Origin of the sequence: Vagococcus lutrae, assembly GCF_023299185.1 — a bacterium.
Classification (GTDB): Bacteria; Bacillota; Bacilli; order Lactobacillales; family Vagococcaceae; genus Vagococcus_A; species Vagococcus_A lutrae.
On the sequence record NZ_CP097017.1, the window covers coordinates 1,859,909 to 1,872,400 of the forward strand.

A 12,492-nucleotide genomic window follows, 5' to 3' on the forward strand; every position below is an offset into this window, starting at 1 on the left:
TAGAACATTATATTTATTATTAGGTGTATTTTCAAGGATAAATTAATTGTTTATTAGTATGTGAATTTATATTTAGTGTTTATCAGTTTTTTTACTACAGAACTCATTTTAATCTTAAAAAGATTGTAAATACTCATGAATTCCAGTTTGAATAGTATATTTAGATCGGTAACCGAGTGAAGTTAATTTTTCAATATTCGCATAGGAAAAAGGAATGTCCCCTTCACGAGTTGCTTCATGCTGAATAGGTAGCTCGACTGACAGAGATTGATGCATGCTGTCAATTAGATTATTTAAGGATGTGGCAATACCTGTCCCTACATTGTAGACTTCTCCGAGAGCTTGTTCTTTCATAGCAACCAACCATAACGCTTGTAAAACATCTTTAACATAGACAAAAACACGTGTCTGTTCGCCATCTCCAAAAAGGGTAAACTGACTATCTTCGACATTTACTTTTTTCATAAAGCGATCGGTTAAAATTGAGATGACACCTGAATACGGTGAGCTCGGATTTTGATTTGGACCGTAAACATTGAAAAAGCGAACGGCAGCAGTTGGTACACCATATAAATGATGATAGGAAAGAACAAATTTCTCTGCAGCAAACTTATCTATAGCATAAGGGGTGAGTGGGCGAATGACACTCTCTTCTTGTTTGGGAAGTGTCGGTTCGTCACCGTATACCGCAGCAGACGAAGCAAATACTAAGCATTTTAAGCGTCTGTTTGGTAAATGACGTAAAGTTTCTAACATAGTCAGAACACTATTAAAGTTAACGTCATGTGTTTCGATTGGACGTTCGACTGAGTCAGCGACACTAGCAATAGCTGCTAAATGAAAAATATAGTCAAAATTTTGTTCTGTAAGCAGCTTCGTCATGAAAGGTGTATTTAATACCGATTCATGATGAAAGAGAATGTTATCCGAATTGTTTAAGTTGGACTCGCTTACCATAATCAAATCATCGAATACTGTAATGTCGTATCTGCTGACAGGTTTGAGCCTATGAAACCAGCTCCACCTGTAATTAATAATTTTACATGTATAGTACCACTCTTTCTTTTATCAAGACTTCTTTTCTTTAAGTATATCAAAAAAAGGGTTGAAACGGTAGAAACATCAAAAAGGCAGTTACCATTCCGGTAACTGCCTTTTCTTGTATTATATTAAAACAAGTCGGTTGTGATTGTTTCGACATAGTGAGCGCTGACGGGTTCGACGTATTGGGCGATACCTTTTTTCTCGATTAAAGCGAGATTAGCTACCCCAGCCATCACTTCACGGACTGTTTCCGCCGTTAAGTCGTCGCGGCAGTCACGTTGTGTCAAGGTGACTTTTTTACCTGTTCCGTTTTTAAAAATCATTTGTAATTTTTTCATACTAATATCTCCTTTCAAAATGTAAAATTAAGCGGTAAAGCGTGTTTTTTCGACAAGCACTGTGCTGTCTAAGTTCATCTTTTCAGGGACGAGACGTTCAATTAAACGAGCATAGGCGAGTACGTCACTTTCAGCTGGGTTTTGGATGATGTTAGAAATCGTTTGTTTCTTCATTTTTTCCTCCCCATCCACTGTAAAGTGTAATTCTACTTGGTTGCTAATCCATTCTTTCATTTTGATTGCTCCTTTCTCTTTTTTGTAAGCATGTCGCGACGTCTTACACTAATAATATCGAAATGAAGGGGCAAAATGTTAACCCTCATTTCGCATTTTTTTATTAAATAACATCAAAAATCATTTAGTTTAAGTTATCGTCACGATGATTATTGAAAAAATAACGCAAGCTTTTTAGAGCGAGTTGGTTACGCCATTTATAGACGGCATGACGGCTGACATGGTAGTAACGTGCGATTTCTGGTATCGTCCAGCCTTTCTCCATAGTGGCGATGAGATAGGCTCGTTCGCGTTGTGAGAGATGTGGCCAAATGGTTTGTTTATATAGGGCATAATCGACTTCTGCAACGAGCGCTTCTTCTGTTTGTGTTGACGGGTCGACGGCTGTTTGTAACTGACTATCTTCTACTGCTTGGTGTCGTGTTTGACGTTGTTGTTGGCGAATGCGATCGATCATCCGTGATTTGACGAGACGAAAGAGAATACCGCGAAAGTGATAGGCGCGTTCTTCCGTTTCAAAATCGAGTGAGACTTTTTCTAGACATTCGCATAGGATGAGTAGTCCCGTTTGCACCCAATCTTCATAATCGACATGATTAGGAGCGATGTGTAGTTGTTTCAAGACGCCATAGACAATACCGATATAGGGGTTTATTCGTTCTTCATTTGATTGTTTCATATTTTTCACCTTTATTTAATAATGTTCAACCGGTTGACAGTTAAAGTGTATCGAAATGGTTTAAAAAATACGAAGTGTTATTTAATCAAAAAAACATCAAAAAAACGTTCATTTTCTCTTTTTTTAGCATATTCTATATAAAAGGGGAAAATTTAATAATAAAGAAAGGATGAGTAAACGATGTACGAGAAGATTCAAAATGAATGTTTGTCACAAGAGGTCAAAGTTGTGAAAGAGTATGATTTGAGTGAATGGTATGAGATTGCCCGTCCGCAAGCAGATGTCGTGTTGACAAAGGAAACATTGTTAGTCATGCCGTATGAATCCCGTTGCGTAAAGGGGAGTTTAGTTTTTCAACGGGACTGTCTACCTGTTTTTGTCGAGCGAACGACGGGGCAGCTTATTCATCAGATGTCGAAATTGCAAGTCGATGACTATGATACGCAGCGACAGTTATTTTCTTTACTGAGTGGTCGTCGTATAAAGAAACAGCCATTTTTACATCATCAGTATGGTATTTGGTTGCCCTTAACTGGACCGAGTCAGTACGCCAGCGTATGGTTCAATTTTGACCAGGTTTTTTCATTTTTGGATTTGACAAAGGATGAAAGTCCTTATCGGTTAAATATTTGTTTTAATGGTCAGTATCATTGTCATCTCAATAGTTCTTATCGTAGTTTTCATCAGCGATTAATTTACGTGCGAGATGTATGCGATGTTTTTTCGACCTTTTTTGATTATTTTATCGAGCGTACTTCGCTACATCATTTGTCGTTTACGGCTCCTTTAAGTGATGAGTGGCGTCACTACATCGCGCAACATGGTGGGAGTAAGCAAGAGCCAGTGGTTTGTCAGTCGTTAGAGGAGGCGATGGCTTTTTTCTTAAGCGGTCGCTCTGTTTCTTACATAGAGGGGTTAATTTGGATGAGGTGGTGGATGTGCTAGCGTCAATCGGTGTTTGAAGAGCGTCTATCATTCTTTTTGCCAGACTTTTTGATTTAATGATATGATAAGGAATAGTGTTAGAAAGAGTAGAGAAAATGAGAGGTGAGGTAAGTGGCGGAAACGGTTGTGAAAATAGCTCAGACGAAAAAGCCTGGGCGCTATAAAGTGTCGTTTGATTCAGGTGTTAGCTTAAGCGTTTCAGAAGATGTGCTAGTGCGACATCGTTTATTGAAAGGCACGACGCTCGACAAGGCTGCCTTACAACAATTACGTCATGATACCGCGATAGATGAAGGGTATCAGCGTAGTCTACATTATTTGAGTTATCAGCTGCGCTCGGAAGCCGAGGTCAAACGCTACTTGCGTGAGCATGAAATTGCTGAAGACGCGATTAGTGATATTATTGGAAAATTAAAAGAGTTAAAATTAATAGATGACGTGCAGTACGCTGAGAGCTATGTTCGTACGCAAATGCGAATGGGCGATAAGGGACCGCAAGTCGTGTTACAGCAATTGCGTAAGCGAGGGATTGCGCCAGACTGTGCGGAGGAGGCGTTATCACTTTATGATACAAAAACAGCTTTAGAAAATGCGGCTAAGCTAGCTGAAAAAGCGTTTCGTCGTTATCGTAAGGATAGTTTTCAACATCAACAACAAAAAGTCTTAAAACATCTCGTTACAAAAGGTTTTTCGTTTGACATTGGTCAAGCAGCGATTGATGTTTTAGCGGTGGAGCCGGATGAAGAAGCGCAGCGCGAGGCATTAGCACGTGCTGGCGAAAAGATATGGCGTTCGTCACATCGCTTAGACGAAAAAGCGCGCGTGCAAAAGGTCAAACAAGGATTAGCTCGACGAGGCTTTTCTTTTGAGATGATTCAAGCATGGTTAGACGAGCGTATAGAAGGAGAATAGAATGGTAAAAGAAGCACGAGCGCAGCGTATTGCTAGTTACGTAGCGGACTGGCCGAAAGAGAAAATCACTGCTTTTCAGCAAGATTTTTTAGCGTGGTATGACGAAGAAAAGCGGCACTTACCGTGGCGAGAATCACAAGATCCGTACCGGATATGGGTGTCAGAAATCATGTTACAACAAACGCAAGTGGCCACAGTCATTCCTTATTTCGAGCGATTTATGGCATGGTTTCCAACGATTGCCGATTTGGCCGCTGCGCCAGAAGATCAGCTGTTAAAAGCGTGGGAGGGATTAGGTTATTATTCACGCGTACGTAATATGCAGTTCGCCGCTCAAACGATTATGGAAGAGTACGACGGAGAGATGCCTAGTGATTTGAAGTCGCTATTAGCGTTAAAAGGGATTGGGCCGTATACAGCCGGAGCGATTGCCAGTATTGCGTTTAATCAGCCGGAACCAGCTGTAGACGGAAATGTCATGCGGGTTTTTAGTCGTCTGTTTGGAATCACGGAAGATATTGCCAAGCCGTCGACACGATTCATCTTTGAAGGGGTCGTAAGACATACGATTTCGCCGCAGCATCCGAGTGAGTTTAATCAAGCTATTATGGATTTAGGTGCGACGATTTGTACACCTACCTCACCAAAATGTGAAGAATGTCCATTGGCTACCTATTGCTTAGCGTATCAAATTGATGAGAGCGAGAAGTACCCAATCAAAAGTAAGAAGACGAAAGTAACACCTCATTATTACCTTGCTTTGGCCATGCAAGATGCTGAAGGTCGTTGGTATTTAGAGCAACGTCCGACGACGGGATTGTTAGCAAACTTTTGGACGTTTCCCCTAGTGAAGCTAGATAAGAAAAGCTACACGCGTTTTAAACAACAATGGGAAGATGCCCAGACGCGCGATGCGGGTGAACAGATTTTAGAGCTTGTCGCTGAAGATGAGCCGTCTTTAGTGGAGCATTTGACAGAAGAGGTGGCGAATGTGATTTGGCAAAAGGAAGCTGTGGGAGAAATTCAACATGTTTTTAGTCATCAAAAATGGCACGTGTTGATTGCTTATGGCTATCAAGCGGAAGTGAGCGATGACCAGACGGGATGGTACTATCCTACTGGTTGGTCGGCCTTACCTTTTCCAAAACCACAGCAAAAAATAGTCGAGATATTACAAAAACAAAAATATATTGAAGATTAGTCAGCAGTCCGATAAAAAATCAGTCTTAAGATGGATTTTTTGTCGGACTGTTATTTTTTTGCTAGAAAAGAAGAAAAGTAGTCTATAATAAAAGAGAAGTCGAAGAAATCGTCAGGTAAAGGAGGACTAGGTATGCTGGAATGGCTTAAGAAAAAACAACCGATGTTAAAACGTCTATTTGTCATATCGGTAATGGTTATTGTAACGTTTGAATTGTTATCGATTGGAAAAACACTCTCTATCTCTCAATTAAAACTTATTTTTCGCGATATTGCGGTTTGGAAAATTGTCTTAATGGGGGTCGTAGGATTTGTCTCTGTCACACCAATGTTAGGTTATGACGTCATCTTGATGAAGTTGTTAAACGACCAGCGAAACAAACGCTATCTGCTTGAAAATAGTTGGATGATTAATACAATTAATAATGTGGCGGGGTTTGGTGGTGTAGTGAGTATTGGCTTGCGCTCCAGTCTTTATGGAAAAGGCGCCGGACATGATCGCAAGGAAGTATTACGTGCGCTTTCGCATATCTTTTTATTCTTAATGTCTGGCCTTTCGATATATAGCTTTTTAAGTTTTATCTCACTCTGGATAGGGCCATTTAATGAATACGTCGCTCAATATTGGATTTGGTTAATCGGGGGCGGCTTGTATTTTCCACTAGTCTTAATCATTACTCAGTTAAAAAAGTCGGGTTTACTAGGTGGCTTATCAGTGCAAACACGATTGGAGCTAGTGGGTATTTCATTTTTAGAATGGACGGGCGTCCTATTAACCTTTATTAGTATCGGCTGGTTAATGGGCATTTCGTTTCATCTCGGAGAAGTCATCCCACTATTTGTAGCGGCGACCGTTTTAGGGATGGTTTCCATGATTCCTGGAGCTTTGGGAAGTTTTGACGTGATGATGATTTTTGGTTTAACGTCACTCGGTATTCCAAAAGAAAGTGTCGTTGCTTGGTTATTATTATATCGCCTGTTTTATTATATACTGCCTTTCTTAGTAGGACTGGGACTCTTTGTAAAAACATGGGGACATACCTTAAACGAGCAGTATGACGGAATACCGCGTCAGCTATTAAATCAAACTTTGCATAAAATGGTTGTGGTCACTTTATACTTAGCAGGTATTTTAATGGTTCTTGCTGCCACAGTGCCAGAGGCGTTTGCGTCGGTCAAATGGTTACATCACTTTTTACCACAACGCTTTCATATTTTAAATCAACTGCCAAGTATTGCATTAGGCTATTTGCTGATTATTATGGGACGAGGCGTTGCCGCGCGTGTGAAAAAAGCCTATATTCCAACATTACTACTGATTGCGACAACGTGGATTTACGCACTACTTGTAGACTTGGGTTGGTTTATGCTAATTTTACTCGCGATATTGCTTATATTAACGGTAACGATTCAGTCAGAATTTGTCCGTCGCCAGTTTGTCTATGCATGGGAGATGGTCACGGTCGATAGTGCTATCATGGGACTGCTCATGTTCTTTTATATTGGAATCGGCGTCTACAATCTGCCGAAAGTTACCCATCACGCACCATTTCACACCTTTTTGTTTTTCCCATCTGAAAAAGTGTGGTTAATGGGCTTCTTGTTGACACTGATTGTGTTCTTTTTGATTGTGTCGATGATTCGTTACTTACAAGGGGACCAACATGTAATAGGCGAGGCCTTTGACAACGAGAAAGTCCATACGATTTTGGAAACGTATGGTGGAAATGAAACGAGTCATTTAGTGTTTCTAGGTGATAAACGTCTGTTTTGTTATCCGCAAGAAGAACCGACTGTTTTTATCCAGTTTCAAGCATCAAATAATAAATTAATCGTCATGGGCGACCCGTCAGGTAATGAAGAAGACTTTCCAGAAGCGCTATCTGCTTTTATTGAACAAGCGGATGAATGGGGATATTTACCTGTTTTTTATGAAATCACTGAGTCAATCGTTTTATACTTGCATGAGTATGGCTACGACTTCATTAAAATGGGCGAAGAAGCTCATGTCTCATTAGAAGCCTTTACGTTAACGGGAAAAAAGATGAAAAACCGTCGTGCGGTGATGAATCGCTTAACAAAGGAAGGCTATCAGTTTGAATTAACACCGCCACCGTTTGACGCTAGTTTTATCGAGGAGTGTCAACGTGTGTCAGATGCGTGGCTAGACGGGCGGAAAGAAAAAGGTTTTTCACTGGGTTTCTTTTCAGACGACTATTTACAGCAAGCGCCGATTGCGACCATTCGCAATACGGACGGACAGTTGATTGCTTTTGCCTCTATGATGCCTGCTTATAATAATGCACGTATTAGTATTGATTTAATGCGTCATGACCCTGTGTTAGCGCCAAGTGGGACAATGGATTATTTATTTATGAATCTTTTTCAACAGATGAAAGAAGCAGGCTTTCGAGAATTTAATATGGGAATGGCACCTCTCGCCAATGTGGGGACCTCCCGTAAAAGTTTTATCCAAGAAAGAATCGCGTATCTCGTGTATCATTTTGGCAGTCGATTTTATTCGTTTCAAGGATTACGTGACTATAAGAGTAAATATGCGACAGATTGGCAACCAAAATATACGCTGTATTCACGAGATAGTTGGATTGCCTATGTCATGTTGAGTATTTTGAAAGTAGACAATGCTTCTGTAGAAAAATATGGTCATCGTTAAATATAAAAAATATGTGTATCAGTAAAATCACCTCATAGTTTGATAGAAATAAGATAAATAAAAAAAGCAAGAGAGGAGTGAAGCCAATTGGTTTCATTCCTCTCTTTTTGGTACATGGATATAGTGTGAAGTGAGTTAATTTTTTCATATAATATATAGTGATTTAAATATTTCTGATAGTTTTCGATAGGTTATATAATAGTGATAGTCAAAGATGAAAATTTGAGTTTTTTTTAATTTTTAAGAAAATTAATTATTATTTTTTGTGATAAATATGTATATAAAATAACGTTATTTATTATAAATATGAAAAAATTTAGATAAAGTCCGTATAATTGTGTAAAAGTAAAAAGGCCATATAACAGTCCTTTTACGGTACAATGTTTTTAACGACAAAAACATACCCAGGAGGACTTTTACATGACCCAAGTACATTTTACACTGAAAAGCGAAGAGATTCAAAGCATTATTGAATATTCTGTAAAGGATGACGTTTCTAAAAATATTTTAACAACGGTATTTAATCAACTAATGGAAAATCAACGAACAGAATATATTCAAGCAAAAGAATATGAACGAACAGAAAACCGACAAAGTCAACGAAATGGCTATTATGAGCGCAGCTTTACGACACGTGTAGGCACGCTAGAATTAAAAGTACCCAGAACACGTGATGGCCATTTTTCACCCACAGTGTTTGAACGTTATCAACGAAACGAAAAAGCCCTCATGGCTTCAATGTTGGAAATGTATGTATCAGGCGTTTCAACTCGTAAAGTATCAAAAATTGTGGAAGAACTTTGTGGTAAATCCGTCTCTAAGTCCTTCGTTTCTAGCTTAACAGAACAGCTAGAACCTATGGTTAACGAGTGGCAGAATCGTTTATTATCAGAAAAAAATTATCCTTACTTAATGACCGATGTACTCTATATAAAAGTACGAGAAGAAAATCGAGTACTCTCAAAAAGCTGTCATATAGCGATTGGAATAACCAAAGATGGCGACCGTGAAATTATCGGCTTCATGATTCAAAGTGGCGAAAGCGAAGAGACCTGGACAACATTTTTTGAATACCTAAAAGAACGCGGTTTACAAGGTACGGAACTCGTTATTTCTGATGCGCACAAAGGATTAGTCTCTGCCATTAGAAAATCCTTCACCAACGTAAGTTGGCAAAGATGCCAAGTTCACTTCCTAAGAAATATCTTTACCACCATTCCTAAAAAAAATTCAAAATCTTTCAGAGAAGCTGTTAAAGGAATTTTTAAGTTCACAGATATTAACTTAGCGCGTGAGGCTAAAAATCGATTGATTCATGATTATATCGATCAACCAAAATATTCAAAAGCTTGCGCATCATTGGATGATGGATTCGAAGACGCCTTTCAATATACCGTACAAGGAAATTCCCACAATCGACTAAAGAGTACCAATCTAATTGAACGACTGAATCAAGAAGTACGCAGAAGAGAAAAGATTATTCGCATCTTCCCCAATCAAACATCAGCCAATCGCTTAATTGGAGCCGTTCTTATGGACCTACATGATGAATGGATTTATTCTTCAAGAAAATACATCAATTTTGATAAGTAGAAATGGTAAAAACATTGTATAGCATTTTACACAGGAGTCTGGACTTGACTAAAATTTAGCTAAATGGTTTTTAAAAATAATTTTTGTTGATTGTTTTAAAGCGAAGAGGCTATGCATTTTTTTAAATAGTCATTTTCTTATAAGCGAATATTTGTTATTTGTTTAACAAAACAGTTTTATAAATAATGCATAAAGTTATCTTTTTTAAACGCTTGTTTTATGAATTATTATATGATAATCTGTTTAATGTAATGTTTTAAAAACGTTCGTTATTAAAAGGAGGTATTCATGTGAAAGAAATTTTGGCGTCTCTAGTAGTGACTTTTGGACTGCCGTTAATGATGCCGGTGTTAGTGGGAGCTTCTCCCAAGATAGACGAAAAACAAGCAATTGTTGAAACAGTCGAAAATTCTAGTTCGGAAAAAACAAATAATACACTAGAAACAAAAAGTGAAATAAACTATGATATTCGATTCATTCCCAGTGAAATGGCAAAACAAAAGTTAAAAGAACAAAAAGAAATTATTTTAACGAAAGTGAAAGGGGAAGAGATTAAGAAAAAAGAAATAGAAGATTTTTTTCCAAAAGGTATGTCGGAAGAAATCATCTTAAAAGATCAAGATAATCAGCTGTTAACACTTAGTGAAATAGACGGTATGAGAGTCGACGAATCTATTACGTTTGATCTTTTATTAGATAGCGATAATAATGGCTCAGAAGATTTGAAATCAAGTGAAAGCCAATCAGGAGATATCCAGATAGAGCAAAGTAAAGCAGAAGAAACTGAGACAGAAGTAATGCAATCTAGAACTGTCCCACTTCCTCCAGTTAATCTAAATGAATTGCTGCCATTAGAAAAAGTATTTGCTGACCCTGTAGGGAGTGGCCCTAAAGTATTAAGTGATAAAAATGTGCTACAAATAACTGCTACTAACAAACAATTAGGAGCTATATGGTCAAAGAATAAAGTCAATTTAGTAAAAGATTTTAAACTAAGGTCTTGGATCTACTTAGGAGATAGAGGTGAGAAAGCTGCTGATGGTATAACTTTTACACTTCATGCTGATCCGGATGGTGTTCAATCTCTTGGAAGTGATGGATCTGGCATAGGAGCATATGGATCGAGATTTAGTGATAAATTTATCCGTAATGCATTATCTTTTGAGTTTGATACATTTAATAATGACTATCGAAAAGACCCTGTATATGATGAAACCGACAAATATATAGATGATGGAAAAAGAGGGCATGTCGCTTTTGTTCGTCCACGTGCGGATATTAATAAATTTAACATGATGAAGCCTAGTCATAAACATACTAAAGTGTTGAGTAGTTCTTCAACTTTATCTGATGGACGTTGGCATAAGTTTGATGTGGATTGGGATGCTTATAAAAAAATCTTGAAAGTACGGGCTGATTTTCAATTTAGTGATGGAAATCAAACAATTGAATACTATTTGGGTCAGTCAAGTCTTGGTTATCCAGATATCAATCAGATGTTTGGAGGCTCGTACGAAGTTTATTGGGGTTTTACAGGCTCAACAGGAGAGGGATGGGCAGAAAATGCGATAGCCATGAGAACAGTACCTAACTCAGTTAGTCACATTGCCTCTTTGAAAAATCATGCAGATAACAGTTACAGTGAAAAAATAACTACAAGCAAAGGTAGTACTGTAGATATCAAAGATCATTTGATTTTAGATGATAAAGTCAACTCCAAGTTTACTAAAGATGCACAAATTGTTATTGATTTGAAAGATCTATCATATCAAAGAGGAACTCTTGAAATAAATGGTCAAAAAGTAAAGGAAGAAAACATTGGTTTTGATGAAAACAATAGGAGACTAACTATTACTTTAGGTGATATGGCATCTGGAATGGGATGGGAATCTGATTTAACTTTTCAAGCAAAGGTTTTAGAAACTGCTCAAGAGAACGAAACAAACAAGTATCGTTTTATATACTTGGATGAAGGTGTTGTTAGTGATTCTAATGATATAGAAATTTCTTTTGTAAAAACTCAAAATCCAGAAGCGATTTCACATTACTCTTATTTTAATGACGATAATAAACTTTTTGAAGTTGATTTGAAAAAAGATGAAGAAGTAGTAATCAATGATTATATAGAAGTTAAAGGTAATAATTTTACTGAAAACGATACTGTTAGAGTAAAGTTAGAAGATTTGGATTATCAAAAAGGAACACTTGAAATCAATGGTGAAAAAGTTGATGAAAAACAAATAGATTATAATGGGGACGTTCTTAGAGTTAGGCTAGGAAATTTAGCTTCTAAATTAAACTTTAAAGCTAATTTAAGATTGAAAGCTAAAGCGACAATAGATCAAAATAAAACAAACTTCTATAATTTTTATTATCAAACTCCTAACTGTGACGAGACACCTGCAAATAACACAATTGTAATAAATTTTAAACAAGGACCTTTGAATGTCTTGAGATTAAAAGAAGTACCAGAAATAATAGATTTTGGTAAACATGAAATTAAGACTGGTCATAAGGACTTCTGGTCTCAGACTAAAGGAGACTTAGTAGTCGAAGAGTTTCGAGCTGAAAATGCAGACAAATGGACATTGACTGTCAGAGAAAAAGAACCTCTAACTAATCAGTTGCTACCAAAGCACAATTTGATGGGTAAGATGGTTTGGAATGATTTAAAAGGGAAAAAACCTATTACTAAAAATGAGACAATCGTTGAACAATATAAACATGAGGGCGATTATAAAGTGAATGATACATGGGAAAAGGACCAAAAAGGTATTAGTATCGAAGTTCCAATCGACAAACAACTAGTAGGTACATATAAAGGAGAGTTACAGTGGCAGTTAAGAGATACACCTTAACAGTGTTAAAAATAA

The 12,492-nt window shown here is 37.5% G+C and carries 9 protein-coding genes and 1 pseudogene; 6 read left to right on the forward strand and 4 right to left on the reverse strand.

Annotated features, from left to right (window positions below):
* Nucleotides 1–114: 114 nt before the first annotated feature.
* The 4 genes and pseudogenes from M2919_RS08940 to M2919_RS08955 all read right to left on the reverse strand — a co-directional run bounded on the left by M2919_RS08940 (nucleotide 115) and on the right by M2919_RS08955 (nucleotide 2,295).
* Nucleotides 115–1,049, reverse strand: a pseudogene (locus M2919_RS08940) (NAD-dependent epimerase/dehydratase family protein).
* A 120-nt stretch (nucleotides 1,050–1,169) separates the two neighbouring features.
* On the reverse strand, nucleotides 1,170–1,382 hold the full coding sequence (locus M2919_RS08945; RefSeq protein ID WP_023605958.1) for a DUF2922 domain-containing protein: 213 nt from the start codon (nucleotides 1,380–1,382) through the stop codon (nucleotides 1,170–1,172).
* Nucleotides 1,383–1,409: 27 nt separating this feature from the next.
* Nucleotides 1,410–1,616, reverse strand: coding sequence for a DUF1659 domain-containing protein (locus tag M2919_RS08950; protein ID WP_248848694.1), 207 nt, complete (start codon nucleotides 1,614–1,616; stop codon nucleotides 1,410–1,412).
* Between the two features lie 124 nt (nucleotides 1,617–1,740).
* Nucleotides 1,741–2,295, reverse strand: a complete 555-nt coding sequence (locus tag M2919_RS08955; protein WP_248848695.1) for a sigma-70 family RNA polymerase sigma factor — start codon at nucleotides 2,293–2,295, stop codon at nucleotides 1,741–1,743.
* Between the two features lie 180 nt (nucleotides 2,296–2,475).
* Between M2919_RS08955 and M2919_RS08960 the strand changes: the two genes are divergently transcribed.
* From M2919_RS08960 to M2919_RS08985, 6 genes are all read left to right on the forward strand, one after another.
* On the forward strand, nucleotides 2,476–3,240 hold the full coding sequence (locus M2919_RS08960; protein ID WP_248848696.1) for a hypothetical protein: 765 nt from the start codon (nucleotides 2,476–2,478) through the stop codon (nucleotides 3,238–3,240).
* A 111-nt stretch (nucleotides 3,241–3,351) separates the two neighbouring features.
* Nucleotides 3,352–4,152: a recombination regulator RecX gene (gene recX / locus M2919_RS08965; protein ID WP_248848697.1), complete on the forward strand. Its 801-nt coding sequence runs from the start codon at nucleotides 3,352–3,354 to the stop codon at nucleotides 4,150–4,152.
* Between the two features lies 1 nt (nucleotide 4,153).
* Nucleotides 4,154–5,353 (forward strand): A/G-specific adenine glycosylase, encoded by a 1,200-nt coding sequence (mutY, locus tag M2919_RS08970; RefSeq protein ID WP_248848698.1) that lies wholly within the window; start codon nucleotides 4,154–4,156, stop codon nucleotides 5,351–5,353.
* 132 nt (nucleotides 5,354–5,485) lie between these two features.
* A complete protein-coding gene (gene mprF, locus M2919_RS08975) occupies nucleotides 5,486–8,026 on the forward strand; it encodes a bifunctional lysylphosphatidylglycerol flippase/synthetase MprF (RefSeq protein ID WP_248848699.1) in 2,541 nt (846 codons plus the stop codon).
* Nucleotides 8,027–8,446: 420 nt separating this feature from the next.
* Complete coding sequence (locus M2919_RS08980; protein ID WP_000195429.1) at nucleotides 8,447–9,619, forward strand: IS256-like element IS256 family transposase; 1,173 nt, start codon at nucleotides 8,447–8,449, stop codon at nucleotides 9,617–9,619.
* A gap of 290 nt (nucleotides 9,620–9,909) precedes the next feature.
* The gene (locus M2919_RS08985) at nucleotides 9,910–12,477 is read left to right on the forward strand and encodes a lectin-like domain-containing protein (protein WP_248848700.1); all 2,568 of its coding nucleotides are present in this window, start codon (nucleotides 9,910–9,912) and stop codon (nucleotides 12,475–12,477) included.
* Nucleotides 12,478–12,492 lie beyond the last annotated feature (15 nt).

Excerpts from the sequence above, each read along its gene's own strand:
- M2919_RS08980 (WP_000195429.1), top strand. The coding sequence starts at position 8,447 with ATGACCCAAGTACATTTTACACTGAAAAGCGAAGAGATTCAAAGCATT.
- M2919_RS08950 (WP_248848694.1), bottom strand. The coding sequence starts at position 1,616 with ATGAAAGAATGGATTAGCAACCAAGTAGAATTACACTTTACAGTGGAT.
- M2919_RS08955 (WP_248848695.1), bottom strand. The coding sequence starts at position 2,295 with ATGAAACAATCAAATGAAGAACGAATAAACCCCTATATCGGTATTGTC.
- M2919_RS08945 (WP_023605958.1), bottom strand. The coding sequence starts at position 1,382 with ATGAAAAAATTACAAATGATTTTTAAAAACGGAACAGGTAAAAAAGTC.
- M2919_RS08960 (WP_248848696.1), top strand. The coding sequence starts at position 2,476 with ATGTACGAGAAGATTCAAAATGAATGTTTGTCACAAGAGGTCAAAGTT.
- mprF (WP_248848699.1), top strand. The coding sequence starts at position 5,486 with ATGCTGGAATGGCTTAAGAAAAAACAACCGATGTTAAAACGTCTATTT.
- mutY (WP_248848698.1), top strand. The coding sequence starts at position 4,154 with ATGGTAAAAGAAGCACGAGCGCAGCGTATTGCTAGTTACGTAGCGGAC.